The sequence below is a fragment of the Streptomyces sp. DS1-CR2 genome (genome assembly GCF_055760475.1).
The window spans coordinates 8,970,382-8,996,542 of the sequence record NZ_CM147085.1; the positions used below are offsets into that span (position 1 = coordinate 8,970,382).

General features: G+C 66.9%; 23 protein-coding genes and 6 pseudogenes. 15 read left to right on the forward strand and 14 right to left on the reverse strand.

The genetic code is table 11. The features are described from left to right. Positions 1-22: 22 nt before the first annotated feature. Both ACY0PA_RS42065 and ACY0PA_RS42070 read right to left on the reverse strand, forming a co-directional pair. A complete protein-coding gene (locus tag ACY0PA_RS42065; RefSeq protein ID WP_473082594.1) occupies positions 23-1,117 on the reverse strand; it encodes a glycoside hydrolase family 62 protein in 1,095 nt (364 codons plus the stop codon). Between the two features lie 308 nt (positions 1,118-1,425). Continuing rightward, entirely contained in the window at positions 1,426-2,400 is a 975-nt protein-coding gene (locus ACY0PA_RS42070) for a LacI family DNA-binding transcriptional regulator (protein ID WP_473086605.1), read from the reverse strand. An 820-nt stretch (positions 2,401-3,220) separates the two neighbouring features. Here ACY0PA_RS42070 and ACY0PA_RS42075 point away from each other — a divergent pair. Beyond that, entirely contained in the window at positions 3,221-3,418 is a 198-nt protein-coding gene (locus tag ACY0PA_RS42075; RefSeq protein ID WP_473082595.1) for a DUF6381 family protein, read from the forward strand. Between the two features lie 575 nt (positions 3,419-3,993). Here ACY0PA_RS42075 and ACY0PA_RS42080 read toward each other — a convergent pair. The 7 genes and pseudogenes from ACY0PA_RS42080 to ACY0PA_RS42110 form a co-directional block, all read right to left on the reverse strand. Continuing rightward, positions 3,994-4,398, reverse strand: coding sequence for a cofilin family protein (locus ACY0PA_RS42080; protein ID WP_473082596.1), 405 nt, complete (start codon positions 4,396-4,398; stop codon positions 3,994-3,996). Positions 4,399-4,599: 201 nt separating this feature from the next. Continuing rightward, a pseudogene (locus tag ACY0PA_RS42085) lies at positions 4,600-4,725 on the reverse strand (aldo/keto reductase); the annotation flags it as partial. A 179-nt stretch (positions 4,726-4,904) separates the two neighbouring features. Then, positions 4,905-5,110, reverse strand: a pseudogene (locus tag ACY0PA_RS42090) (FAD-dependent oxidoreductase); the annotation flags it as partial. Next, positions 5,106-8,069 carry an aminotransferase gene (locus ACY0PA_RS42095; protein WP_473082597.1) on the reverse strand — a complete coding sequence of 988 codons (2,964 nt, stop codon included), beginning with the start codon at positions 8,067-8,069 and terminating at the stop codon, positions 5,106-5,108. The gene ACY0PA_RS42095 and the pseudogene ACY0PA_RS42090, both read right to left, overlap by 5 nt. 51 nt (positions 8,070-8,120) lie before the next feature. Further along, on the reverse strand, positions 8,121-8,561 hold the full coding sequence (locus ACY0PA_RS42100) for an Lrp/AsnC family transcriptional regulator (protein WP_356284224.1): 441 nt from the start codon (positions 8,559-8,561) through the stop codon (positions 8,121-8,123). 557 nt (positions 8,562-9,118) lie between these two features. Beyond that, positions 9,119-9,778 carry a response regulator transcription factor gene (locus ACY0PA_RS42105; protein ID WP_473082598.1) on the reverse strand — a complete coding sequence of 220 codons (660 nt, stop codon included), beginning with the start codon at positions 9,776-9,778 and terminating at the stop codon, positions 9,119-9,121. Continuing rightward, positions 9,775-10,959 (reverse strand): sensor histidine kinase, encoded by a 1,185-nt coding sequence (locus ACY0PA_RS42110; protein WP_473082599.1) that lies wholly within the window; start codon positions 10,957-10,959, stop codon positions 9,775-9,777. The genes ACY0PA_RS42105 and ACY0PA_RS42110 overlap by 4 nt, the downstream gene beginning before the upstream one ends. A gap of 207 nt (positions 10,960-11,166) precedes the next feature. Here ACY0PA_RS42110 and ACY0PA_RS42115 point away from each other — a divergent pair, with 207 nt between their 5' ends. The 4 genes and pseudogenes from ACY0PA_RS42115 (at position 11,167) to ACY0PA_RS42130 (ending at position 14,829) form a co-directional block, all read left to right on the forward strand. After that, entirely contained in the window at positions 11,167-11,754 is a 588-nt protein-coding gene (locus ACY0PA_RS42115) for a DUF308 domain-containing protein (RefSeq protein ID WP_473082600.1), read from the forward strand. A gap of 364 nt (positions 11,755-12,118) precedes the next feature. Next, positions 12,119-12,325 (forward strand): annotated as a pseudogene (locus ACY0PA_RS42120) (IS630 family transposase); the annotation flags it as partial. A gap of 620 nt (positions 12,326-12,945) precedes the next feature. Next, positions 12,946-13,785, forward strand: a complete 840-nt coding sequence (locus tag ACY0PA_RS42125; protein ID WP_473082601.1) for a COG4705 family protein — start codon at positions 12,946-12,948, stop codon at positions 13,783-13,785. Between the two features lie 168 nt (positions 13,786-13,953). Then, positions 13,954-14,829, forward strand: coding sequence for a COG4705 family protein (locus ACY0PA_RS42130; protein ID WP_473082602.1), 876 nt, complete (start codon positions 13,954-13,956; stop codon positions 14,827-14,829). Positions 14,830-14,835: 6 nt separating this feature from the next. On the opposite strand, the pseudogene ACY0PA_RS42135 reads toward ACY0PA_RS42130, so the two are convergent. Continuing rightward, a pseudogene (locus ACY0PA_RS42135) lies at positions 14,836-15,600 on the reverse strand (sensor histidine kinase); the annotation flags it as partial. Between the two features lie 9 nt (positions 15,601-15,609). Then, positions 15,610-16,452: a helix-turn-helix domain-containing protein gene (locus tag ACY0PA_RS42140; protein WP_473082603.1), complete on the reverse strand. Its 843-nt coding sequence runs from the start codon at positions 16,450-16,452 to the stop codon at positions 15,610-15,612. Positions 16,453-16,525: 73 nt separating this feature from the next. Here ACY0PA_RS42140 and ACY0PA_RS42145 point away from each other — a divergent pair, with 73 nt between their 5' ends. From ACY0PA_RS42145 to ACY0PA_RS42155, 3 genes and pseudogenes are all read left to right on the forward strand, one after another. Next, entirely contained in the window at positions 16,526-17,344 is an 819-nt protein-coding gene (locus ACY0PA_RS42145) for a phytanoyl-CoA dioxygenase family protein (protein WP_473082604.1), read from the forward strand. After that, positions 17,341-17,616 (forward strand): hypothetical protein, encoded by a 276-nt coding sequence (locus ACY0PA_RS42150; protein WP_473082605.1) that lies wholly within the window; start codon positions 17,341-17,343, stop codon positions 17,614-17,616. The genes ACY0PA_RS42145 and ACY0PA_RS42150 overlap by 4 nt, the downstream gene beginning before the upstream one ends. A 143-nt stretch (positions 17,617-17,759) precedes the next feature. Then, positions 17,760-17,921, forward strand: a pseudogene (locus tag ACY0PA_RS42155) (ISL3 family transposase); the annotation flags it as partial. A 402-nt stretch (positions 17,922-18,323) separates the two neighbouring features. Here ACY0PA_RS42155 and ACY0PA_RS42160 read toward each other — a convergent pair. Continuing rightward, on the reverse strand, positions 18,324-18,674 hold the full coding sequence (locus ACY0PA_RS42160; protein WP_473082606.1) for a hypothetical protein: 351 nt from the start codon (positions 18,672-18,674) through the stop codon (positions 18,324-18,326). Positions 18,675-18,921: 247 nt separating this feature from the next. Between ACY0PA_RS42160 and ACY0PA_RS42165 the strand changes: the two genes are divergently transcribed. From ACY0PA_RS42165 to ACY0PA_RS42180, 4 genes are all read left to right on the forward strand, one after another. Further along, positions 18,922-19,392, forward strand: coding sequence for a helix-turn-helix domain-containing protein (locus tag ACY0PA_RS42165; RefSeq protein WP_331719947.1), 471 nt, complete (start codon positions 18,922-18,924; stop codon positions 19,390-19,392). Further along, on the forward strand, positions 19,281-20,063 hold the full coding sequence (locus tag ACY0PA_RS42170) for an IS630 family transposase (protein WP_473082046.1): 783 nt from the start codon (positions 19,281-19,283) through the stop codon (positions 20,061-20,063). Before ACY0PA_RS42165 ends, ACY0PA_RS42170 begins: the two co-directional genes overlap by 112 nt. Positions 20,064-20,171: 108 nt before the next feature. Then, positions 20,172-20,642, forward strand: a complete 471-nt coding sequence (locus ACY0PA_RS42175; protein ID WP_331719947.1) for a helix-turn-helix domain-containing protein — start codon at positions 20,172-20,174, stop codon at positions 20,640-20,642. Further along, positions 20,531-21,313: an IS630 family transposase gene (locus ACY0PA_RS42180; RefSeq protein WP_473082046.1), complete on the forward strand. Its 783-nt coding sequence runs from the start codon at positions 20,531-20,533 to the stop codon at positions 21,311-21,313. Before ACY0PA_RS42175 ends, ACY0PA_RS42180 begins: the two co-directional genes overlap by 112 nt. Before the next feature lie 52 nt (positions 21,314-21,365). Here ACY0PA_RS42180 and ACY0PA_RS42185 read toward each other — a convergent pair whose 3' ends face one another. Further along, the gene (locus tag ACY0PA_RS42185) at positions 21,366-21,878 is read right to left on the reverse strand and encodes a MaoC family dehydratase (protein WP_473082607.1); all 513 of its coding nucleotides are present in this window, start codon (positions 21,876-21,878) and stop codon (positions 21,366-21,368) included. A gap of 42 nt (positions 21,879-21,920) precedes the next feature. Next, entirely contained in the window at positions 21,921-22,877 is a 957-nt protein-coding gene (locus ACY0PA_RS42190) for an SMP-30/gluconolactonase/LRE family protein (RefSeq protein ID WP_473082608.1), read from the reverse strand. Between the two features lie 301 nt (positions 22,878-23,178). On the opposite strand from ACY0PA_RS42190, the pseudogene ACY0PA_RS42195 reads away from it, so the two are divergent. The 3 genes and pseudogenes from ACY0PA_RS42195 to ACY0PA_RS42205 form a co-directional block, all read left to right on the forward strand. Further along, positions 23,179-23,715: pseudogene (locus tag ACY0PA_RS42195) on the forward strand (transposase); the annotation flags it as partial. Between the two features lie 170 nt (positions 23,716-23,885). Beyond that, a complete protein-coding gene (locus tag ACY0PA_RS42200) occupies positions 23,886-24,584 on the forward strand; it encodes a hypothetical protein (RefSeq protein ID WP_473082609.1) in 699 nt (232 codons plus the stop codon). Between the two features lie 211 nt (positions 24,585-24,795). Then, positions 24,796-26,048 (forward strand): IS3 family transposase gene (locus tag ACY0PA_RS42205; RefSeq protein WP_473082610.1). Its coding sequence is split into 2 segments (ribosomal slippage): positions 24,796-25,078 and positions 25,078-26,048, totalling 1,254 coding nucleotides; the frame shifts between segments, so codons are not numbered across the junction. The last annotated feature ends 113 nt before the right edge of the window (positions 26,049-26,161 follow it).

Below are 26,161 nucleotides of genomic sequence, written 5' to 3' on the forward strand. Positions count from 1 at the left end.
GAACAGGGAGGTCTCGGAGGTCTCAGCAGGTGGGGTTGGTCTGGGTGGCCAGGCCGAGCCGGTAGGGCAACTGCGAGTAGTCACCGCCGGAGTTGGGGTCCCGGCCCTGGTAGAGGAGCTGGAGCCGGCAGGGGTCGATGGTCATGGTCTGGTCGCTGGTGGCGCGGACCAGTTCGCCGTGGCTGATGTCCTTCGTCCAGGCGCCGCCGGGGAAGGTGACGTTGGTGGAGCGGGCGAAGGGGTTGGCCTCGGTGGCGGCGAGCGGCTGCCAGGTGCCGGTCAGGCCCTTGGAGGTGAAGGAGCGGTAGTACCGGTTGCCGTCGCCGCCGATGGCTTCCCAGATCAGCAGGTAGGTGTCGGTGCCCTTGACGCGGTAGACCGCGCCTCCTTCGAACAGCGCGAAGCGGGAGTCCTGGAGCACGATCTTGGTGTTGCCGAAGCCGTTCGGGAAGTTGGCGACGGTGGTCTCGGACCGGTACACGTGGCCGTTGTCGTCCGCGGAGAACAGGTAGCACTTCGCGTCGTCGCAGATCACGTAGAAGTCGAGCCAGTTGCCGTTGCCCATGTTCTGCTTCACGACGTCGGGCACGCTGCTCATGAGGTTCTTCGGCGCGGACCAGCTGGTCGGGTCGTTGATGTCCTTGGTGGTGGAGTACGACGGCAGACCGGTCTGGTAGACGAGGTACCACTCGTCCTTGGGGGCGAAGTAGAAGGCGTGCGGGGCGGCACGGTAGCCGGGGCCGATGCGGGAGGCGGTCTCCAGGTGGGTCTGCTTCGCACTGGCGGCCTGGGACCAGTCGGAGAAGCTGGTCTGCGCCAGGCTCCAGTCGCCGGAGGTTCTCGCGGCGGTGGTCATGAAGACGTGCCATCTGCCGTTCTTGTCCCGGACCACCGACGGGTCCTTGACGGCGACGGAGTTACTGCCGTCCTGCTGCGGTGAGATCACCGGTCCTGTGGACGACCACCGGAAACTCCCCGGCAGGTCCTGCCGGAGGGTGCCCGCCGGGGTCGCCCCCTTGGCGGGCACGGCTAAGAACGCCGCCAGCAGGGGGATGAGCAGGGCCACACAGGCGTGGCGGCGATGGTGACGGGGGCGGAGACGATGTGTCAAGGGCATGGGCAGCTCCATAGCGGCTCGAATGGTGCGCATGCGGTGAGCGGGTTTGACCGGCTGTACGGCCTGGGCCGGACCAGCCCGAAGCTTGTTCGAAATACCGGACTACGGCCGGTCCTTCGGACGTAGGAATGATGGTGTGTTTGACGGAGCCCGGTCAATGCTGAGTGCGCAATATTTTCGGCCTCGTTCTCGAAAGTCTTGCGCGAAAGTTTCTTACGCGAAGGGTTCAACACCCGTGGTGAGCAGGCGACTTGGAGGGCAGCGGGGCTGCGCCGGACGCCGCACTCGGTTCGTCGGCAGAGCTGGGCTCAGCTCTTCGGCGGCGCCGTGCTCTGGCGGACCACAAGTTTCGTGGAGATCTCCAGGCCGAGCTGCGGCACTCTCTCCCCGCGGCCGAGCGCGAGGGCCAACTCGGTGGCGGAGGCGGCCATTTCGCTCAACGGCTGATGCACCGTCGTCAGCGGGGGATCGGCCCACACCGCGACCGGCATGTCGTCGAAGCCGACCACGCTCAGGTCCTGAGGTACGCGCAGCCCGGCCTCGCGGGCCGCCTGGTAGACACCGAGTGCCTGCATATCGTTCGCGGTGACGATCGCGGTCGGCCGGTCGGGCCTGCCGAGCAGGGTGCGTGCCGCGGCCTGGCCGCCCTCGCGCGTGAGCTGGGCACGGACCGTCAGATCCGGGTCGACGGGGAGTCCGGCCGCTTCGAGAGCGGACCGGTAGCCCGCCGCCCGGGCCAGGCAGAACGCGTGATCGGGGCCGCCGATCATGCCGATGCGCCGGTGCCCCAGCGAGATCGGGTGGCGCGTCGCGGACTGGCCGCCCTTGAAGTTGGTGGCGCCGACATAGGGAACACCGTCGGGCACCTCGTCCACCGGATCGAAGACGACGTAGGGGATGCCCTTCGCCTTGAGCCGCTCCCTTTCCGCTTCAGGGAGCTGGAACACCGAAAGGACACACAGCGGACGCCGCCCCACGGTGTCGTCGACCGAGGCGTCGGCGTCGTGCGGGCCGAACTTGGAGACCACGACGCCGGCGTGGTTCCTGCGGGCCACCTCCTCGACCCCGCGGATGATCTCCCCCACCCACATGCTCTCCAGCTCTCGGAAGATCAGCTCTACGAACTTCTGCTTGTTGTCCGAGGACTTGCGGTATCCGTACTCGTTGATCAGTTCCTGAACTCGGGCCCGGGTCTCGTCTGACACCCCGGGTCGGCCATTGAGTACCCGCGACACCGTCGGCACAGATACGCCCGCCAACTCGGCTATATGCGCGATCGTCACCGACGTCGGCCCGTCACTCTGGGCGGCCTTCCCGCTGTCCACCGACGCTCCCCCACGACTGTCCGCCACGACTGCCCTTCCCCGCTCCGGACGGACGCGCCGCATGCATGGTCATGTACGCCACCCACGCGATCGACACCGCCTGCGAGCCGTCATTCTGACACTCGCGTCCGCGGGTCATGGCCTGCAGGCCCCTTGATCTGCTTCGAGTTGCGTCCCGCGCTGAGCAGTGCGGCCGTCAGTGCACCCGCGGTGGGCATGTTGCGCCTTCGCGGAGGCGGAGCCTTGGGGATGCGTTCCGCGCCGCCCGTTTCGCCGGCGACCCACCGCGGCACCGCCGACCCCGCCCCCCTGGTCCGCGTCGATCGAGCGCTACGCGCCGTCCTCGACCTCTGACTGGTGGTCGTGTTTCGTACGCCCTGACAGAGAGGGGTCGCGTCACCTCGGCGGTCTGCTGCTCCGTGTAGCTCGAGGTCGGTGGCCGCTCGATGGCGTGGGGTCCGTGGCGGTGGTATCCGGTGAAGTTCCCGGACTGGGACAGGCCGCGGCCCCGACCGACGCCGACCATCTCGTATCCGATCCCGTGGGACCGGGGCCATTGAGCGCGGCACCGCTACGGCCGGCGGTACCCGATGCGGGCCGCAGGAGCCACGCACAGCATCTTCAGGTGGCTGGTCGGCATTCCCTGGGCGCTGCCGTCGTTGTGTGAGGGCTTTTCCAGCTGCGTAGATAGCGGTGGGTGACCGCTCGAGATGCAGGGGGTGGCGGGGCCTGTTTCGCTGTTGTGGCCCGCTCTTCCCCCATCACCCAAGGAGTGATCATGAGCGCTGCAGGTGAGTCCGGTCGTGCCCAGCAGATCCGTACGAAGGTTCAGGACCTGGAACAGGCCGCGGAACGTGCCACTGACCCGCAGGAGCGTCAGCGTCTGAAGGACAAGGCCCGCCAGCTCAGGGAGCAGAGCGAGCATGCAGGCGGTACGGGCAAGCCGGACATCGACACGACGGTGTCGTCCCGGTAGTTCCGAGCACAGACACCGGCCGGTGGCCGGCCTGCGTGGCTTTCCGGCACGCGAGAGGCCGCCGGCCGGTCACTGCTGTCTCCGCTCAGTCGCCCGCGGCCCCGGCAGGCACACCGGCCCAAATTTCAGGCACGGGCCCCTCCAAGACCTCGCCGTTCGATCGTCCCATGGACGACATCGCCGGCGTGTCCCTGGACAGCGATCTTGTTCGCACATCCCAATGAGCAGACGAGCCGTCGCGGGATACCGAGCGGCCAAGCTCTTTCAGCCTCAAAGCGGCAGCGCTGTCACAGCCACACTCGGCACCCCTGGGTAACAGAACCTCACGAGTGGCTCGATCGACCGGGAAAGAACGTAGGGCGCCATCACGCTGTCGGCGTCGTTTGCGAGTCCCGCTGCCGCGTCGGCGCAGGCATCGGAGAATGGCGCTTATTGCCCGCAGTGTGTCTGGTGGCTCAATGCGGCCGGGCCCGGGGTGATCGACGCGATGCTGCGCGAGGGCGGCCCGTGGGGGTGGTGACCTCACTCCAAGGGCTCCACCTGCTCCTGGCGAACGGACGAGGCCTGGAGCCGGGTTATGTCCGGGCGGCTCGGACGAGTCGGTTGTACTCCAGGTCGGACTGCCTCATGGCCTCGACGGAGAGGTCGACGCCGCTCAGCTGATTTCTGAGGGCGACGTACACCGCGGCGTGCGCTGCCATCTGCTCGGGACCGACGCCTTGGGGCGACCAGGAGATCAGGACAATGATGCCTCTGCGACTGCCGTCCCGGTCGGCGAAGCGGAGTTCATAGGCCACGAGGCATGGATCGGACGGCAGGGCTTTGAGGAGCTCGTCGTGGGTCAGGTTCCCTTCGTAGTCCAGGATGAGGGTGTCCAGGTTGTCGTTGAGCCGGTACAGGACCGTGGTGATGTGCCGGTTGCTTTTGAGTTCGTTGAAGGCGTCGATGCAGCGGTCTTCCACTGAGATAGCACTGGTCACGACGGCACCTTCCGATCACGGGGACGTTCGGACAGCTCAACGAACCCTTGACCGGGAGGTTGTGGATAGGGGCCGTTCGGCAGCACCTAACTCCGGGGCGGGGCCGCCTGCCGCGCTTGCCTACGGGCCGACCTTGTGTCTGCCACGGGTCCCTGGCCGGGCCAGCGGGGATCCTTCGGATCTGTCCGGGTACCCCACCCGGTTCGTACTCGGGTCCGGCCGGTGTACTTGGTAGAGGTCAATGCGGTCCGTGCCCAGACGCCGCAGGCTGTCGTCGACGGCCTTGGTGAGCCAACGGCGGGAGTTGCCACGCCGATTGGGGTCCTCGTCCTTGAAAGTGCGTCGGCCCGCTGGCTCACCCTGTGCCAGCGGGCCGACGCACGCCCAGGCGCACCTCCGCTGCCCGCCGGCGGGCCTTGCAGGGCCCACCATGCCGCTGTCGCGGGGTCAGAGGGGGGGGCGCAGCACGGCACGTGCCTGACGGAAGGGCGCAGCCCTCCGCGCTCTCACGCGCGACATGGCCCCTGACCTCGCACATCACGTCGGGTGAGGGAGCGCTGGGCGAGGCCGATGCCGATCGAGCGGACGGGCTCGGGCGGGAAGGGCAGCGGTTTGCGCGTACGAGGTCGAGGGCGGTGCGGGCGCCGGCCGGCAGATCGAGCTTCACCTCGGCGCCGAAGCGCGAAGCGCCGACATCGAGCCACGTGTCACCAAGTGTGGCCGTGGCCGAGTTGGATGAGGGCCAGTTCGAGCATGTCGGCGAAGAAGTCCGCGGCGGTGGTGTCGATGCACAGCGGCGGCTTGATCTTGAGGATGTTGAGGTGGTCTCCGGTGGGCTGGACGATGACGCCGAGGTCGAGCATGCGGTCGCAGAGCTCGGCGGTCTCTTCGGTGGCCGGTTCCAGGGTGGTGCGGTCCCTGACGAGTTCGAGGCCGAGATAGAGGCCCGAGCCGTGGACGGCGCCGATGATGCCGTAGCGGTCGGCCAGTGCCTCCATCCGGCGCTTCAGATGACCGCCGACGCGGACCGCGTTGCCCTGGAGGTCCTCGTCGCGCAGGGTGTCCAGGACGGTGAGGCCGACGATGCTGGACACCGGGCTGCCGCCGGTGGAGGAGAAGAAGTAGCCCTGCTCGCGGTAGCGATCGGCGACCGTCTTGGAGGTGATGACGGCACCGAGGGGGTGCCCGTTGCCCATCGCCTTGGCCACACACACGATGTCGGGGATGACCTCCTGCTGCTCGAAGCCCCAGAACCAGTTCCCCAGGCGGCCGTAACCGACCTGGACCTCGTCGGCGACGGCGAGCCCGCCGTGACGGCGCACCGCCGCGTACACCTGGGCGAGGTAGCCGTCGGGAAGGGCGACTCCTCCGGCGTTGCCGTAGAAGGTCTCGCCGATGAACGCTCCTGCCGGGCGGCCCGCGGCGGCCAGCTCGTCGATGACCGCGGCGGCTTCGGGCCCGTAGCGCATGGCGTCGGCGCCGCGATGCCGACCGCGGTAGGAGTTGGGCGAGTCCACGGTGTGGACCCAGCTGGGGCGGGTGGCCAGGGCGTTCGGGTTGTCCTGGAGCGAGGTGGAGACCGCGTCGGAGGCGTACGTCCAACCGTGGTACGCCTCGCGCAGTGCGACGACATCGTGCTGTCCGGAGGCGCCGATGGCCAGCCGGAGGCCCAGATCCACCGCCTCGGAACCGGAGTTGACAAGGAACACCGTGTCCAGGGGCTCCGGAAGGAGGGCGGCGAGGCGTTCGGTGAACTTCACCACCGAGGCGTAGTGGAACCGAGAGTTGGTGTTGAGCCGTCGCAGCTGCCGGGAGACCGCCCGCTCGACGCGGGGGTGGGCGTGGCCCAATGGGGTGACGTTGTTGACGATGTCGAGGTACGCGCGGCCGTCGGTGGACAAGAGATGATGGCGCCAACCACGCTCGATACGGGGAGGGTTGGCGTAGTAGTGCTCCTGCACGGTCGCGAACACGGCGTCGCGCCGGTCGAGCAGGTCCGTCCCCTCAGCGAGGTCGGTGGCCGCGAGGCCGAGGAGCGGTGCGGGGTCGGTGGTGAGAGGCAGCCAGCCTGCGGCGTACTCGGGACGTACCACTGGAGGGACCGCGGGTCCGGCAGCGGCACGCAGCGCGACGTGGATCGAGGCTCCAGCGGGGAGGTGCGCGATGTCCTCACGTGCCTGGACCGATGCGCCGACAGAGAGGAGAGGCCGAACGGTAGGCGGGAAGGACAGGGTCAGCACCCGTGAGCCGTGGGCGATCTCGACGTGGCCCCGGTCCGCCACGAGGACTTCCCCCGCGGCGGGAGCTTGTGCCACGGTGGCCCGACCGAGCCACAGGTCGATACCGGTGGGCACCGTGGCTGCGGAAACGGCTGACAGTGCAGGGGCCTGAGTGAGTCGGGCCTGGGCATACCGTGTGGCGACTGCGGCCGCGCCGTCCGCGAGCGGGGCGGTCACCAGCCGGGTTTTGGTGCCGGGGTCGATCCAGGCTCCGTCGTCCATGGCATCGGCGTCGGTGGACAGGTCGACGAGGACGATGTCGGCGGCGGCGAGGTCCCGGAGAAGCGGCTGCGGCGGTGAATCGGCCCGAGCGGGTGCGCCGGCCAGGCCGGTCGCGTCCTTGACGAGGTGGCTCATCACCGGAAGGGGCAGGCAGGTGGCCTGCTCGAATATGCGCCACTCGCGGTCGAGCGCCGCCTTGGCATAGGCGTTGTCCCCGTCGACGGCAGCCTGGTGGCGCCCGCTGACGACCAGGCCGGCGGCGCGCAGGACCACGAGCGGCCACAACGCCTCCGCCTCCTCCGGGGAGAGCGGCCGGACGGTGTGGAAGGCGCGGATGGCCGGCAGTACGTGGTGGGGTTCGACCCCGTCGTGGTGGAGCATCGAGGAGAGCGACACGGCGAGTTCGCCGACCGCCCAGCTGGTGGTCACGTCACCGAAGTCGATGACGCCGTCCGGCATGGGGGGCCGGCTGCCGGGCGTACGGATCAGATTGTCGTCGGTGAGGTCCAGGTGCACGGCCTGGGACGGCAGTACGTCGGCAATCTGCTGGACGCGTGCCCACGCTTCGGCGGTCGCGGCGCGGACGGCGGCGCGCCGCTCTGGCTCGCCGATGTGCCCGGCGAGCTTGGCGACGACGCGGTCGGCGTACCGCAGGTCCCATTGGAGTACACGATCGAGGCCCGGGTGCCGGAAGTCCCGCAGCGCGGTGCTGACTTTTCCGGCGATCGTGCCCATGGCCGCCACGGTGCTGGGGGAGAGGTGCCGGGGTCCCGAGAGCGTCCCGCCGGGCAGATGCCGTAGCAGTCTTGCGACGGCCGGCCCGCTCTCGGTGTCCACCGCCGTACGACGGGGGGAACCGTCAGGACGCCGCAGGACGGTGGCGACGCGCAGTTCCGGGTGCGCCGAGGAGACCAAGTCGGCGGCAGCGTCCTGGGCTTCGATCTCCACAGCGCCGAAGGCGGGGTTGGCGATCTTCAGAACGGCCAGGTCCGCTCCGTTCCCGTCGCGCAGCAGGAAGTTGGCGTCCTGCTGGCTTCCCAGCGCTTGTGCGTGTGCGTCGAACCCAAGGTGCTGAGCAGCGATGCGCTCGGCGTCGGCCGGCGTCACCCGCGGTGCGGGAAGGGCGTCCTCGGTGAAGAAGTCGATGGTGTGGTGCTCGTCGTGCGACATGCGGAGTTCCTCGGCTCGTACGGGCGGGCTGGGCTGGACGCTCCGGTGCACTCAGTCGACGTGCCACAGGAAGCGGTGGGTATGGATCGCGAAGTAGGGGAAGTTCTCTACGGATGCGACACCCTCGACGGGTCGCACGACATCGTTGATGAAGTCCAGAAGATCACGGGGCTGAGCGCACACGACTTCCGCGAACAGATCGAAGCCGCCGGACGTCAGGACCGTGTACACGACCTCGTCATGCCGGGACAGCTCATCGGCCACCGCCCTGGGATCGCCGTCGACACGCAGCCCCAGGAGCGCCATCGCCTGCTGGCCCATCGTCATCGGATCGGTCACCCCGACGACCTGGACGGCCTTGGCGTCGATCATTCGCTGCAGCCGGAGCCTCGCAGCCGAAGGCGACAATCCCACCTTCGGTCCCAGATCTGCATAGGGAATCCGGCCGTCGACCTGCAGTTCCCGCAGGATGGCCCGATCGATGTCGTCCATAAAGCACCTCTCACTCCTGCCTGAACGGCTGACCCTGCGCTTGTTTCAAGCACAATGCCTGATTGCAACGCTCGTATCAAGTGTCTAGACGATCGAATCGCGCGTGTCGAGGGCGCTGGGTGCGCGAGAGTGCTCAGGCCCGGTGAAGTCCCCGGACGTGGCGGCATCCCGAGCCGGCAGCGGCGGGGCGTCGCGGGGGTGACCCATTTCCTGGGCGCCCGTGGAGATCGCCAGGGCGCACTGGGGGGCCTTGTCGTCCCAGCCGGTTTCACGCGCGACCGGAAGCCCGAGGCCGCCGCAGGCGAACTACGGCGTCGGCGTCGCGGGCTCGCGGCTTCAAGCTGCCGGTGGGCGGCAGCTGAGCCGGGCTTCACCGCCCGGACGCATCCAGGGCGTTGGCGGGGTCCTCGTAATGGCGGAGCAAGAGATGGCCCAGGCGCCCTGCATTACCGAGCAGGCCGCGTGGGCACCTTCCCGCACCGATGCGCCGGTGAAGAAGGTATCGAAATGGGCCTGGCCGGCTTGTGACTGCTGTTTCGGGGTTCTGCTCGGCAGGCTCAGGGGTAGAGGCCGGCCCGGAAGGTGAACGAGACGAGTTGTGCTCGATCACGTGCGCCGACCTTCGTCATGGCCCGCACCGCATGCGTTTTCACGGTGAACGGCGACACGGACATCTGGGCCGCGATCTCGTCGTTGCCCAGACCGCTCGCGACGAGAACGACCACGTCCCGCTCCCTGGGTGTCAGAGCGCCGAATCGTCGCAGCAGTTCCTGGTCGATTACCGGGGGCGGACTGTCGGTCATGTGACCGATGAGCGCGGCCGTGGCGGCGGCGGACAGCGCACCACCACCGCCAACGACCTCGGTGATTCCGGCGACGAGTTCAGCGGGGCTCACGGTCTTGCTCAGGAAACCGTTGGCGCCCGCGCGAAGAGCGGCGAGAACGATGTCGTCCTGATCGAAAGTGGTCAGCACGATCACGCGCATCTTTTCGGGTGGGTGTTCTTTGCGGATCCGTCGGGTGGCTTCGACACCGTCGATGCCGGGCATCCGGATATCCATCAGGACCAGGTCGACGGGGTGGTCTCGGAGGAAGGGGACGACCTGGAGTCCGTCGGAGAGATCACCCGCAACAACGAGACTCGGGTCGAGCAGAAGCATCGCTCGGATGCCGGCCCTGATGTCGTCCTGGTCATCGACGATCAGAATCTGTGTCATCGGACGACAGCTCCCACGGGGCTGAACTCCGCACGGACCCGGAATAGCCCGCCGTCGTTGTCGATCGTCAGTCGCCCACTGGAGGACTCGACGCGTTCGCGCATCCCCACGAGTCCGAGTCCACTGCCCGAGTCGGGGCCGCGGAGTGAATGACCGACGCGGTTCTCCACAGTGACGCAAATCCTGCCGTCGCGCTCGCGCACATCCACCGTTGCCGTGCCTTCTCCATGCCGGTAGGCATTCGTGAGTGCTTCTTGAACGACCCGGTAGACCGTCACGCCGACGCTGGGCTCCACGAAACCGGTGGGGATGTCGATGGAGGGCTGGATGTCGAGGCCGATGCTCTCGAAAGAAGCGATAAGCCCTTCCAGGCCGCTGAGCGCCGGGGTCGGCCGGAGCGCCTCGTCGTCGGAGATGTCGTCTCCGAGGCGGAGGAGCGCGAGGATCCGTTGCGTCTCGACAACGACGGTGCGGGCGCTGGACCTGGCTGAGACGATGGCCTGCCGGGACGATTCGGCGTCTTCAGGAAGCCCGATCTCCGCAGCACCGAGATGCAAGCTCAGCATCGCGACTTGGTGGCCGATGACGTCGTGGAGGTCTCGGGCGATGCGGAGTCTTTCTTCGGTCACTCGTCGGGTGGCTTCGATCTCGCGGGTGGCGATGGCGCTTTCGGCCCGTTCCTCCAGCATCCACCAGTGGTCTCGATGGATGCGGAGCGCGCCCCCTGTCGCACCTCCTGCTACGGCCGAGAAGAGTGCGGCGGCTCCCACGACCGCACCGCCACGGAATCCTCCTAGCGTCATGAATGCCCCCAGGAAGAACGCCGCCACGATGACGGTTCCGGCCAGCGGCTGCTTTCCCCTGAAGGTGACCGAGAACAGCACGAGCACCGCCATCATCCACACCGACAGGGGGTCGTGGCCCACCGCTGTGACGGCGAAGGATGCTGCGCTCGTCACGATCAGTCCTGTCCACGGCTTCCACCATGAGAGGGCGACACCGCCACCGGCGAGTAGTACGGAGAGGGCTGTCGGCCAATCCGATCCCCTCAGTACCACTGCCACGATCTGTCCGGTGAACACCAGCGCGGCCACTGAATAGGCGACGAGGTGCAGCATCTCGGGGCGGCGAATCCACAGGGGTGCCGCGGGCCCGTCCTGAGTGTTCTGCGCCTTGACCATGACCTGATTCTCGTTCACGCGCGCTGCGGCCGTGTACTTCGAACGATGTATACGGCGAACCTCCTCATCGATGAAGACGGCAGAACTCGTTCGATCGATGTGGATGGCAGAACTACTTCGTTTGAAGTACACGGCCCTGCTCGAGGCCCCCGAGACTCATCAGCGAGGCAATCGCCTCACACCATCGCGATCACAAGGGGACGCCCCGTGACTCAGACCATCGAACCTTCCACCACGACAACGACGGCCTCCGGGCTCCGATCGCTCTACCTGCTCCGAGCCACCTTCTCCCTGATCTGGGTGGCATTCGTCTTCACGACCTCCGACTCGCTCGTGTCGACGGACAGGCCCACAGTGATCGCGGCCGTGCTGCTCACCATCTACCCCCTGTGGGACGTCATCGCCACGCTCCTCGAGCGTCGCATGGCCGGCACCGGCTCCACGAACCACGTCAGCACCATCAACGTGGCTCTCGGCCTTGTCACCACCATCGGGATGATCATCGCCGCCTTCTCCACCATCGGCATGGCTCTCCTCGTGTTCGGCATCTGGGCCCTGCTCTCCGGAGCGATCCAGCTCGTCGTAGCGATCCGACGCCGGCGCACCATCGGCGCCCAGTGGCCCATGATCATCAGCGGCGGACTGTCCGTCCTCGCCGGCCTTAACTTTGCTGCCATGTCCGCCTCGGCGACGAGCGGCCTATCCACCGTCGCCGGATACTCAGCCTTCGGTGCCTTCTGGTTCCTTGTCTCCGTCATCGCCCTGAGCATCCGCAGCCGACGCGCAGACCGCTGACCGCCGACTCGCAGGTCAGAGCGATGCCAGCTGAAGTCGTGTTGGGCTTGTGCTGGCGCTGCGATGACGGGGCCCAATGGAATGGGTTGGCCCCGGTCTAGAGAATGGGGAAGGCCACCCCGTCCCAGCGGAGTTCACCGGCATGTCGATCCTGCTCACCGAGGACGAGCACCGATATCCGCCCGGCGTCGTCACCGTCGACATCAACTCGCCCGGCATGCTCGGCTTCCACTGACCGTAGTACCCAAGGGTGACGTCCTGGCGGCCTGCAGCCGAGCCGAGGACCGGTCCGCGCCGGCGCATCTCGTCGGTGACGACCACGCCGGTGGTCCCCGAGTCGGATTCCGGGCCGGCCGATCTGGTGCGGCGCGCTGCCGAACGCGACGAGGACGCGGTCGGTGGCCGCCTGGATCTAGGAGGCCTGGCCGCGGGTGGAAAGACGGTGAGGGACCAGGACGCGTGGCTGTGCTTCGCGGATGAGTCGGGCCAGGTGCTCCGGCCGCCGAAGGCATGCACCTGGTCCCGCCGCGGCCGTCCGCCCCTGGGCAGGGTCCAGGCTGCCGGTTCAGGTCCCGGCTTTCTTGGGCGAAGGGGTTGCTCGGTGCCGTCGCGGGCTCCGTGCAGCCACCACACCTGTCGGGTGGAGCGGTCGCGGACGAGTACGTGCAGCATGGCCAGTACGGGGGGACGCCGACGCCGGCTGACACCAAGCCCGCGGCGTTGTCGCCGCCGACCGGGCAGAAGGTGTCAAAGTGCCCGACGGCCGATTCACCACGCGCTGATCCGCACTATGGCACTTTGAGCCTGAACGCATCCTGAACGGCGTGCGTGCGGCAGCGGTGTGACGTAGCACCGCGGTACGACCTGACCGGGTTGCGTCCAGGGAAGTGGTGCGGGTTCGACCTGATCCGGGGAGGTCAGCTCGCCGACCCCGGGGCACCGCAGAGCGGTACGGGAAAGGCAGGCCAACGAGGAGGCCACCGTCAAGCCCGCATCATCCGCATCCTGGCCAAGCTGCCTCTCCGGGACCGGGTTCAGGTGGTGATTTCCGCCCGCAGACACCGGTTGCGCCCGCACAGCCCTGATTATGGGTCGCCATGGCACGCGTGGTGCTCGGGTGAGGCGGATGCGGCAGGCGATGCCGCACGGCAGTCAGGATGCGTTCAGGTATCCAGTGTCACGGTCCGCCTCATGACATACGAGACGTCAAACACTTCCGCATCGTCGACGGTCGGCACCCAGGCGGTGTCCTCCGGCCCCCGGCCGCGCTGGAACAAGGTGCCCGAAGTCACCGCCTACTTCTGGATCATCAAGGTGCTGTGCACCACCGTGGGGGAGACAGCTGCTGACCTGCTCAACGAGAAGGCCGGCCTCGGCCTGACCGGTGTGTCGGTGCTGATGAGCGCTCTGCTGGCCGTCGTCCTGGTCGTACAGTTCCGCACCAGCGCATACCGCGCGGGCGTGTACTGGCTCGCGGTTGCCCTGATCAGTGTCGTCGGCACGCTGATCAGCGACAACCTCACCGACAACATGGGCGTGCCATTGGAGACCAGTACCACCGTCTTCGCGATCATCCTCGCGATCGTCTTCGTGGTCTGGTACCGGCGTGAGCGGACGCTGTCGATCCACAGCATCGACAGCACCGGCCGGGAGTCCTTCTACTGGCTCGCCGTCCTGTTCACCTTCGCCCTCGGCACCGCGGCCGGCGACCTGGTCTCCGAGCGCATGGACCTCGGCTACTGGTTCGCCGCGGTTCTGTTCGGCCTGGCCATCGCCGCGGTCGCCCTTGCACACTTCAAGCTCGGGCTGGACGCGGTCTGGAGCTTCTGGATCGCCTACATCCTCACCCGTCCGCTCGGCGCGTCCATCGGTGACTACCTCTCCCAGCCCACCGGCGACGGCGGCCTGGGCCTGGGCACGGTTGTCACCAGTGTGCTGTTCCTCGCGGTCATCCTCGGCCTGGTCGTGTATCTGTCGGTGACCCGGAAGGACGTGACGCAGCCGCAGCGCGCCGCCCGGCACGCGGGCTGAGAAGGCGTGCCGGAAGTGTTCAGGATGCGTTCAGGCTCATACTGCCAACGTCGCTTCCGGCGATCACTCTTCGGGGTCGCCTCGTGACACAGGATGCTCGCCCCCATCGCGGGGCGGGCTTTGTGCCGTACGACCGAATCGGAGCCCCCCACCTTGCAGCCACCCGAGATGTTCACTGATCTGGACGTCACGAGCACGACCGAATCGGTGATGAAGAAACTTCCCGAGGTCACTCTGGCCTTCTGGATCATGAAGATCGCCGCGACCACTCTCGGCGAGACGGCCGGCGACCTCTTCGCACAGACCCTCAAACTCGGCTACTTCCTCACCACGATCGGGCTGTTCCTGATCTTCGTGGTGACCTTGGTCTTGCAGCTGAGGTCCAGCCGCTACAACCCCTTCTTCTACTGGACCGTGATCCTTTCGACCAGCATGGCCGGCACCACGATGTCCGACTTCATGAACCGAGACGCGGGAGCCGAGTACCTGTCCGACGACGCCACCTCACTTGGCTGGGGCCCGCAGGGCCTGGGCCTCGGCTACCCCACCGGGGCGGCGATCCTCATCTCGATCCTGCTGGTCATCTTCGCGGTCTGGAAGGCCACTGGGATGACCTTCCAGATCCGTGACATCGTCACCTTCCGCGGCGAGGCGCTGTTCTGGTCGGCGATCCTCGTCTCCAACACCCTGGGCACGTCCCTGGGTGACTTCCTGTCCGACAGCTCCGGGCTTGGTTACGCCGGAGGCGCGCTGCTCGTGAGCGGGGCGCTCGCCGTTCTCGTCGCCCTGATGAAGGTGCCGGTGGTGCCGAACGTGCTGCTTTTCTGGATCGCCTTCGTCCTCACCCGCCCGTTGGGCGCCACCGCGGGTGACTTCCTGACCAAGCCGGTCGCCAAGGGCGGCCTGAACCTCGGCACGGCCGGTTCCTCGGCCGTACTCCTGGCCGTCCTGCTCGGTCTGGTGGCCTACGCGCAGATCCAGGAACGCCGGACCACCGCAACGCGGACGACGGAACGGGAGCCGGTCACTCAGCAGGCCGACTGAGGCCAGTCACCCGACAGGCAGGTCGCCCCGGAAGCGCGCGCCGGAGGTGCAACCGGGATCGTGGGAGACCTCGCCGCAGACGGCGCGGGCCAGGCGCCGCGCGAGCGGCAGTCCCAGGCCCGCGCCGTCGTGCCCGTCGTCCAAGTCGGTGCGGCGGCCGGGCTGGAAGAGGTCACCGACGAACATCGCCGGCACGCCGGGCCCGTCGTCGGTGACGTCGATACGCACCCTCCCGGGCAGCTGCCGCGCGGGACACGGTCACCGCGGAGAGGGCGAACCGGACCGCGTGGGTCAGGAGCGGGCTGACGATGCGTTCGAGGAGAGCGGGCGCGACTCCCGCCTGCAGCCCTGGATCCGCCACGTCGACGAAGGTCTTCACCTGCTCCCGTGCGTCGAAGCTCTCGACCGGCCGGTGCAGGACGGGGACGACGGTCGCGGTGCCGGGGGCCGCCGAGGTGTTCTGAGCTCTGTCTCGGGCGTCGCTGAGAAGCGTGTCGCAGATGGTGCGCATGGACTGGGCGGCCTCGACGATGACCCCATGGGTGGCGCGGGTTTCGGCGCGGTGCGTGGGCGCGACTTCCACCAGTCGAGCTCGATGATGATCCGGGTGAGCGGGGTGCGCAGTTCGTGGGACAGCTCGCCGGTCAGCTGCTGCTCGTGCCGCAGCACAGTGCGTATGCGGTCCAGTAGCGTGTCCAACGAGGCACCCAGACAGGCGAGTTCGGCCGGATGGTCCTCGGCACCGAAGCGTTCGTCGGAACCGACGACGGCCCTGAAGGGTCACGCGTTCTTCGCGGAGCGGACGCGGGCCGGAGCCGAGGGGCCCGCTGGACGGTCTTCGTTCCGGTTCCCGTGCGCCCGGCCCGTGCGTACCTCGCGTGGGCTCGCGCCGAGTTCGCGGCGGCATGCCTTGTTGAACGCCTGGAGATCGACGATGCCCACTGCCGAAGCGATGGCGGTGATGGACAGGGTGGAGGACAACAGGAGGTGGCGGGCGCGTTGAAGGCGTCGGTGTCGGATGTATGACACGACTGTGAGGCCGGTTTCGGCGCGGAACACACGCGTCAGATGTGTGGGGGAGATTCCGACGGCGCGAGCGACGTCCGGTACGGACAGTGGGCCGGCCAAGTGTTCCTCGACGTAGGCCTGGGCGGTGGCCACAAAGGGGTGGTGGCGTCCGGCCCCATCGCCCCTCGGCAACTCGGCGACGCGCCAGAGAGCGGCCCAGACCTCGGCGGTGGCTCGCGAGTGAGAAGTCGGCATGGCCGTCACGGCGTGTCGGAGCAGTTCGGCGAGTCGGGTGCTCTCGGCCGCGGCGTCCTGCATCACCGGGACCACTCTCGCGGTTCCGCCGTCGTACAGCCGTAGATGGACATAGAAGTGCTCCGACCTGCCCCGATAGTGAAAGTGCACTTCCGTGTTCGGCGGCACGAGGCTGACGTAGCCGGGTCGTATGGGGTGAACCGACTGCCCGAGGGACAGAGCACCCTCGTAGTTGTAGAGGTGCAGCTGCCACAGGTCGGGCAGCCGGAAGACGTCGTGGTCGATGGAGACGCCGTGTACCCCGATGCCGGCATCGACCACGGTGGGCGCCTCGTCGAGTCGTACTGTTGCGAGCTTCACGAGGACGGAAAATTACCAGCAGTGGACGATTTCAGCCCACGACTGAGCCGGACAGGACACATACGTTCGTCGCATGCCAACCAGCAAGCAACTCCTGACATCGGTTCAGGTGGCGCGCTTCGTCTCGCAGGGATATCTGCGCCTGGACGCGGTGGTGCCGCAGGAGATCAATCGACGGGCCATCGCGACCTTGACCAAGGGGCTGCCGGAGGTGCCCTACGGCACTCCGCTGGGCGAGGCGTTCGCCCAGGACGTCTTCGTCCACGAGCTGCTCGCCCTTCCGGTGGTCGCCGGCGCCGTGCAGAGCTTGGTCGGACCTGGGCCGACCGTCGACCACCATGCCGTGCATGTGCGCGAGCCGCACGGGGGACAGGCACAGCCCCTGCACGGAGACGCGATCATCGACGTACGGCCGGATGCGTTCGACATCCAACTCATGTACTACCCGCATGAGGTGACCGCCGAGATGGGCGGCACGCTCAGTGTGCCGGGAAGCCATCTGCGCCGGATCAACGAGACGGACATCGGACGCGTCCAGAACCTCAGGGGGCAGACGCGTCTGACCTGCCCGGCGGGCACGGTCGTCCTTGTGCACCACGGGATCTGGCACGGCGGCCGTCGCAATGACACCGCGCGCCGCCGCTACATGTACAAACTCCGCCTCAACCCGACCGTGCCGCAAGTGCGGCTCTGGGACACCTCCGACCTGCACGACCCAGCCGTGACGGCGGAACTCGACACCTACTTCCCCTGGTACGAGCAGGGCGCCGCCCGACTGGAGATCTACAACCGGGTCCTCCTATGGCGGGCCCTGACTGGCGACGAGTCGTTCGATGTCGAGTACTGGGTCACGCGCGTCAGCAACCGGCCGGCCCTGAGGAGTAATGCATGAGACAGCAGGTTCTGGTCCTCTACCTGGTGACGTCGGCACTCGACTCCGAGGTCGTGGGCTGGTCCAGATACGACGGGACCAGCCGAACCAGCCCGACGACCGGTGACAGCGACGAGCCGCCCTACCCGACGGGGCTTGCCGCCCTGCAGGACGGGTGGCGTCTGTTCCAGGCCTCCCAGCTGCTGCCGCCGCAGGCCGGCCACGAGTACGACGTCTCCTTCCTCAAGCACGAGTTCTTCTTCGAGAAGTGGGAGGAAGGCTTCCGGCCTTGACCCGGTGCGGGAAATGCGCCCTACTTGCCTCGGGATACCGCACCGCCTTCTTCACAGCAGCCTCAACCTCGTAGCGTGACCCGCTCTCGTCCCGGCCCATCGCGGCGTGGATCGCCACGGCAGCGTCCCCGCCAGGCCTTCCACGCCGCGCTCTGTCCGACGCGACGCAGGTCAGCGACCGATGGCACCTCTGGCGCAACTTCTGCGACAAGGTCCTGCTCGAGATCCGCGCCCACGCCGGCTGCTGGGCCACCATCAACCCGCCCCGCCCGGGCGGAGTACGCGAGGAGACCACCCGCGATCGCCGGACGGCGAACCCGTACCACTCGACGCCTTCGGCGTATCCAGGGCTCCCAGGCCCGGGGCGCCAGTCCCAGGTCATGGATCTTGGAGGTCACCGACGAGCACAAAATGGCGTCGTGCGCGCTCACGACCGCCGACCCGCCTCAGCCCGCCCGTAGAGTCGGCGCTGTTGACAGCGATCAGCGGCCAGGGATTCACGCGGACCGGGTCTTCGCCAAGGCGTGCCGTTCGATACTGGCCGCGAAAAGCGGAGTTTCGCGTCGGTTGTGGTCGCTCGAGGCTGCTTGTCGGGCTGCGGCTGCCTCCTTGAAGGTGATGCCATTCTTTTCGTTGAACTCCATGAATGCGGATGTGGGGTGGCTGGTGACGCTGTTGGTGTAGGTCAGGGTGCCGTCGCCGTTGTCCTAGACGGACAGGTTCCAGATGACCTGAACGGTGGTCCAGCCGCGTGGAGTGAGCACGTCGGAGGTGGAGACCATGTGGCAATGCTGCTTTTGGGCGACCTCTGCCACGTAGTGCTGGACGACGAGACCAGTGCCGATCATCTCGACGTTGATGGACATCGGCCGACCATCGTCGGTCGTTGTGTATCCGGCCGCTTTGTGGTCAGGAGGTGCGCAGCGCTGGTACTCCTTGTCCGGCAGGTGCAGCAGCCAGTCGAAGATGTTGATCGACTCCAGTGGCGCGCGGATCGTGGCCGTTCCCACCGACTGGGAAAGGATCTTGTCGGTGAGTACCTTGTTGTCGGTTCCCATGGTCCTTCCTCCTATGGAGCGGCCGGCGGCACTTGAGGTTGGCCGACCTTGGGGGCATGCGGCACTGCCGTAGGAAAGGGCTGGGCCGCGTGCGCAAACCACCAGCCTGGGATCCCGCACCAGCTCGCCCACCAGCTTGTCGGTGGCGGCGGCTAGTAGCGTGTCGTTGCTTAGTTCTGGGTTGTTTGGTTGGGATGGTGGGGTCCGGCAGATGTTGCTTCCCTTCTGCCGGACGGGAGTTGGGGTGATGGGTTCGCAGAAGAAGAGGCCGGTGGTGCTGACCGCGGCTGATCGTGAAGAGCTGGTTCGGGTAACCACGACGGGTATCCATCCAGCCTCGGTGATCAGGAGGGCGCGGGTGCTGCTCGCGCTCGACACCTCTGCAGGCGCGATCGGCTCGCAGGACGCGGTCGCGGCCCGGGCCGGAGTCTCGGGCGAGACACTGCGGCTGGTGGCCAAGCGGTTCGCCGAGACCGGTGGCGATGTTCACGCCACGGTCACGCGGAAGAAGCGCGAGCTGCCGCCGGTGCCCTCGCCGGTGACCGGTGAGGTCGAAGCCCGGCTGATCGCGATGGCGTGCTCACAGCCACCCCAGGGCTATACCCGGTGGTCGCTGCGCTTGCTGGAGAAGCATGTCGCGCTGGTCGAGGACATCCCGAACCTGGATCACTCCACCATCGGGCGGGTCTTAAAAAAACGGAACTGCGTCCTCATCTGAAGAAGTGCTGGACCATCCCGCCGAAGGCGAACGCGCAGTTCGCGGCCCGGATGGAAGACGTACTGGCCGTCTATGCCCGCCCCCATGACCCGGCACGTCCGGTCGTGTGCATGGACGAGAAGCCCTACCAGCTCCTGGGTCATGCCCGCGCCCCGCTCCCGGCCCTCCCTGGCCACGACGCCCGCCAGGACAGCGAGTACATCCGCTGCGGCACCTGCTCGATCTTCTGCTGGGTCGAGCCCCTGGCCGGGTGGCGCCGCGTCCAGGCCCTGCCCCGGCGCACCCGGACCGACTGGGCCGGCCAGGTCGAGCAGCTCCTGACCGTCAACTACCCCGACGCCGACACGGTGGTACTGGTGATGGACAACCTCAACACCCACACCATCGCCTCGCTCTACGAGGCATTCACCCCCGACAAAGCCTTCGCCCTGGCCCAGCGCCTCGAGATCCACCACACGCCCAAGCACGGGTCATGGCTCAACATCGCCGAAATCGAACTCTCCGCGCTGACCCGCCAATGCCTCGACCGCCGCATCAACGACCTCGACATCCTCAACACCGAACTCACAGCCTGGCAGAACGCCACCAACACCGACCAACGCCAGGTGAACTGGCAGTTCACCACCCACGACGCACGCACCAAACTACGTCACCTTTATCCCAAAAATTAGCTACGACGGTCTACTAGTAGCGTGTCGTTGCTTAGTTCTGGGTTGTTTGGTTGGGATGGTGGGGTCCGGCAGATGTTGCTTCCCTTCTGCCGGACGGGAGTTGGGGTGATGGGTTCGCAGAAGAAGAGGCCGGTGGTGCTGACCGCGGCTGATCGTGAAGAGCTGGTTCGGGTAACCACGACGGGTATCCATCCAGCCTCGGTGATCAGGAGGGCGCGGGTGCTGCTCGCGCTCGACACCTCTGCAGGCGCGATCGGCTCGCAGGACGCGGTCGCGGCCCGGGCCGGAGTCTCGGGCGAGACACTGCGGCTGGTGGCCAAGCGGTTCGCCGAGACCGGTGGCGATGTTCACGCCACGGTCACGCGGAAGAAGCGCGAGCTGCCGCCGGTGCCCTCGCCGGTGACCGGTGAGGTCGAAGCCCGGCTGATCGCGATGGCGTGCTCACAGCCACCCCAGGGCTATACCCGGTGGTCGCTGCGCTTGCTGGAGAAGCATGTCGCGCTGGTCGAGGACATCCCGAACCTGGATCACTCCACCATCGGGCGGGTCTTAAAAAAACGGAACTGCGTCCTCATCTGAAGAAGTGCTGGACCATCCCGCCGAAGGCGAACGCGCAGTTCGCGGCCCGGATGGAAGACGTACTGGCCGTCTATGCCCGCCCCCATGACCCGGCACGTCCGGTCGTGTGCATGGACGAGAAGCCCTACCAGCTCCTGGGTCATGCCCGCGCCCCGCTCCCGGCCCTCCCTGGCCACGACGCCCGCCAGGACAGCGAGTACATCCGCTGCGGCACCTGCTCGATCTTCTGCTGGGTCGAGCCCCTGGCCGGGTGGCGCCGCGTCCAGGCCCTGCCCCGGCGCACCCGGACCGACTGGGCCGGCCAGGTCGAGCAGCTCCTGACCGTCAACTACCCCGACGCCGACACGGTGGTACTGGTGATGGACAACCTCAACACCCACACCATCGCCTCGCTCTACGAGGCATTCACCCCCGACAAAGCCTTCGCCCTGGCCCAGCGCCTCGAGATCCACCACACGCCCAAGCACGGGTCATGGCTCAACATCGCCGAAATCGAACTCTCCGCGCTGACCCGCCAATGCCTCGACCGCCGCATCAACGACCTCGACATCCTCAACACCGAACTCACAGCCTGGCAGAACGCCACCAACACCGACCAACGCCAGGTGAACTGGCAGTTCACCACCCACGACGCACGCACCAAACTACGTCACCTTTATCCCAAAAATTAGCTACGACGGTCTACTAGCCTCTCCCTCTGCCTCGGCGTTGGAGGGACACGGGTCACCCCACGCACCGAAGCAGATACTTGTGCTGTCCCGAAAGGACCAGTTCGCCACGCTGGTTGTGGATGGTGGCCGCTGTGATGACCACGCCGTTGTCACCCTGATACTCCAGACCCGTGATCTCGAGAGCCGGATACAGGGTGTCACCAGAGTGCACCTCGGACAGGAAGTGGCACGACAACTCCAGGAAACTGATGAAGACTTCCCCGATGAAATGCGGGAACAAGGTGGCGCCCGGGGCGGTGAACGCCAGTACTTGAAGGCCGTGTACCACCGGCGCCGAGTGGCCGTGTCTGCGTGCCCATTCGACGTCGTAGTGCACCGGGTGGTTGTCTGCCGAGACTGTCTGAAACGCGGCGGCATGCGCCTCCGTCAGAGTGCGGCTGGGCGCACGGAACACCTCGCCGACACGCAGGTCTTCGAACGTCCTGGCAGGGACCAGCAGGAACGAGTCGGGGTCGAATTCTTCGGGAGCGCCGACTGCGGCGGAGTCTTTATGGTCCTTGCTCATCACGCGACCTCATTCCATGGGCAGATCTCGCGTGGGGGCCGGTCAGCGGCCCTGAGTGATGCAGGCGGCGAGGAGGTTGGGGTCCTTGTTGGAGAAGTAGGCACCGCTGGTGACATACGCCGTTGAGCCGCGCACCGCGACGGAGGTGGGGTTCTGCACTCCGTCGGCCCCGGTGAGCACGGGGGTGTGGGTGCCGTTGGGCCTGACAAGCAGGACCGTGTTGTTCTTGTCGATGGCCGCCAGCAGGTTGTCGCCATGTCCGGTGAATGCGAAATCGTCGATGTTGGGGACTCCGGTAGCCATGGTGTGCACAGTTCCCGCGGTGCCGTGACGTGTGATCGGGACGCGCAGGACGGTGCCCTTGTCGAGATTGCTCACCCATACGGCGCCGGAGTGGAGTTTGAGACCATTGGCTCCCAGGAACCCGGTCGACGCCAGCGCGGGTGAGGTGGCCCATTGGGTGGGGGCCCCTCCGGTGGTGGGCACGCGCCAGACCACGCCGCGAACCGAATCCGCTATATACAGCAGGCCGCTGTGCATGTCCAAGGCCATGCCGTTGAGGAGGCTGTTCGCCGGCAGCGGGGCTATGCGATGCGGGCTACCCCCGGGAGGCAGGCGATAGAGGCCTGTCAGTCTGGCGGTGCCCGTGGAATAGACGAAGTACAAAGTGCCGTCCTGAGCCCTGGAGATTCCGCCGAGGAATGCCCTCTTGAGTGCGGGCGTGACCGCACCTGCCGGGGGCGCCGGCATGGTCGCAAGGATGCGTACCTGCCCATTCGAAGAGACGTGGGCGACCTGGCGGTTGTAGGCGAAGGTGATGTTCGCGCCGTCATTGGGATCCAGCGTTATGTTCTCCGGCCTTTGCCCTGCGGCGATGTTGAAATGGGCCACAAAACGTACGTCGGTCCCTGTACAGGCGACGGTTCTCGCAGTGGCCGGAGCTACCGAGGTCATGGTAAGCGCCGCAGCCACAGTGAGGCCCATGAGACCTGATTTCATACGCACTGCTTTTCTCGGCATTTCCTTCACCTGACTTTTGGATCACGGTTTCTGGATCAAAGGAAGACCGGTCGCGGTCGCTTGTCCGATGATTGACGCCAAGAGGTGTCTCGCAGGTGGTCTCACAGGTCGGTGCTCGAATGACAGGGACTCGCCAGCCGTCAAAGCGTGCGGGAGCCGGGTGTGGATGTGGGTTCCTATCACCCCGATGGGAGAGGCTCTTCGCCTGAAAACTCTAGGGCGATGGAGAACAGGGCGCCACTCAAGGAGCCTTTCCAACCTCACGTTGAAGGTGCGCTGTGGAGAGTTGCAGCACATCGCGGTTCCCGGTGAGGCTGTGATCGACCAACTCGTCCGGACGCTCGCCGAGGAGGTGTGGACTCTGAATGAGGAAATCGCCGAGGTCGACCGGCTGATCGAGGCCAGAATCCGGGCGCATGAGCTGGCCGAGGTCGTCGCCGGCCTGCCCGGCATTGGCCCCCTCCCGGGCGCGGAGTTCCTCGCTGCGATCGGTAGCGACCTCCCTTCTTTCACCAGCCCGGACCGGCTCGCGGCTTTCGCCGGTCTGGCTCCGGCACCGCATGATTCCGGGAAACGGAACGGCAACCTGCACCGGCCCCGCCACTACCACCGGGGGCTCCAGCGCGTCTTCTGCATGTCCGTCCTGACGAGCGTTCGCTACAACCCCAACTCCCGTACGTTTTACGACCGCAAGCGCGCGGAGGGCAAGAGCCACACTCAGGCCGTGATCGCCCTCGCCCGTCGCAGAGTCGTCCTGTGGGCCTTGATCCGGGACCGGCGCCTCTATGAAGTCGTCCCACCGCATCCCACCGGATAAGCAGGTTCGTGGGCCCGGTTGTCGTTCCGGCTGGAAGGGGATCCGCCCCCGGGGCGCACAGTCACCGCTTCCATGCCGGCCGACGACCTTCGGGCCTTGACTCTGACGCGGCTGGAACCTGGACGATCGCGCCGTACGGCACACAGCGACACTTATCGGAGGCACCCGTCATGCTGCGCGGTAAGGGCATCCACTACGACACCGGCACCTTCCCCAACGGCGACACCTCGCGCCCCGTCTTCGACTCCCTTGACGCCGCGCGGGACATGCGCGTCGTCGCGAAGGACCTGCACTGCACCGCGGTCCGCATCACCGGCGGCGACCCGGACCGGATCGAGACCACGGCGCGGTTCGCGGCGGAGGAGGGCCTGGAGGTCTGGTTCTCGCCGTTCCCCTGCGAGCTGACGGACGCCGAGATGCTGCCCCTGTTCACCGACTGCGCCGAGCGGGCGGAGCGGCTGCGCCGGGACGGCGCCGAGGTCGCCCTCGTCACGGGGTGCGAACTGAGCCTGTTCGCCCGCGGCTACCTGCCCGGCGACACCTTCAACGAGCGCGTCCCCGTCCTGGCAGGCCCCGGCCGCGAGGCCGCGCTCCAGGGCATCCCCGACAAGGTCAACGCCTTCCTGGGTGAAGTCGTCGACACCGTACGACCCCTCTTCAGCGGTCATGATCGCCCCCGACGGCGCGTTCGGGATCGATGCCTACCGCTGGGCACCCCTGCATGCCAGCACAGGTGGATGGGTGAAGTCCTTGGCGCTCGCCGCCCATACCGGTCGCTGGGTCAAGACCGTCACAAGGGATCAAGGGCAAGGCCGTTGAGGCATTGGATCTGGCCGGCTTCGAGCCGGTGCCCGAAGTACATGGTGTGACCGATATTTGGTGGCGAGGCAAGGACTCGCTGATCGCCCTCTACCGAGGCGAGGCCGTTGCCCTTGAGGCACCTCAATGCTCGAAGCCCACGTGTATGACGGCCTCGACGAGTGGGGGCTCCACGGTGGCTGATCGCCGACACCGCCGGATCCGAGCACCTTGAACCGTTCCGGGTTCGGTAGGGACTCGATCGTTTGAGAGGATCGAGTCATGGCACGTCCTTCCCAGTACCCGCTTGAGCTGCGCCGTCGTGCGGTGCGGATGGTCGCCGAGGTGCGGCCCGAGTATGAAACCGAGTGGGCCGCGATGAAAGCGGTCGCCCAGAAACTGGGCATCGGCACGACCGAGACGCTGCGCAAGTGGGTGCGGCAGGACCAGATCGATGCAGGTGCCCGTCCGGGCACTACGACGGAGGAGTCCGCGCAGGTCAAGGCGATGAAGAAGGAGATCGCCGAACTCAAGCGGGCGAACGAGATCTTGAAGGCTGCGGCGTCTTTCTTCGCGGCCGAGCTCGACCGGCCACACACACGCTCGTAGCGTTCATCGACGAGTACAAGGGCCGCTTCGGCGGCGTCGAGCCGATCTGCCGGGTCCTCACCGACCACGACTGCAAGATCGCCCCGTCCACCTACTACGCCCACCACAAACGCCAGGCCAAGCCTGCGGCCCGCACCCTCCGCGACGCCGAGCTGAAGGACCTGATCACCCAGACGTACGAGGCCAACTACCGTGTCTACGGTGCCCGGAAGATCTGGCGGCACCTGAACCGCCAGGATGTCGCGGTGGCCCGCTGCACCGTCGAACGCCTCATGCGTGACCTCGGGATCACCGGCGCGGTCCGCGGCAAGCGGGTGATCACCACGATTCCCGACGTGAGCGCGGAGCGGGCCCCGGACCTCGTGGACCGTGACTTCGTCGCCCCGGCCCCGAACCGTTGCTGGGTCGCCGACTTCACCCACGTCGCCACGTTCGCCGGCGTCGTCTACGTCGCGTTCGTCGTGGACACCTTCTCCCGCCGTATCGTCGGCTGGTCAGCGGCCATCTCGAAGGAGACACGGCTCGTCCTGGACGCTCTCGAGATGGCCCTGTGGCAACGTGATCGCGACCAACACTCCTATCGGAAGGGCGAGTTGATACATCACTCCGATGCCGGGTCGCAGTACACATCGTTCGCACTTGCCGAGCACCTCGAGAAGGCCGGCATCGCCGCGTCGATCGGATCGGTCGGCGACGCGTACGACAACTCCCTGATGGAGTCCACGATCGGACTCTTCAAGACCGAGCTGATCAAGCCCCGCCGACCTTGGAAGACGCTGTCCGAGGTCGAGTTGGCCACTGCTGAGTGGGTCGACTGGTACTGCCACCGCCGACTCCACGGTGAGATCGGGCACATCCCACCCGTCGAATACGAGAACAACTACTACCGAGCAACCACGAAACCCCAGGTCACAGTCACAACCTAGAGTCTCGATCAAACCCGGAACGGTTCACCTACCACCACCTGGCCGGACGTGCCAACTATCGTGCTCAGTCATAGGTGTTGCGACTTTTCGAGACAGGTGACACCTGATCCTGG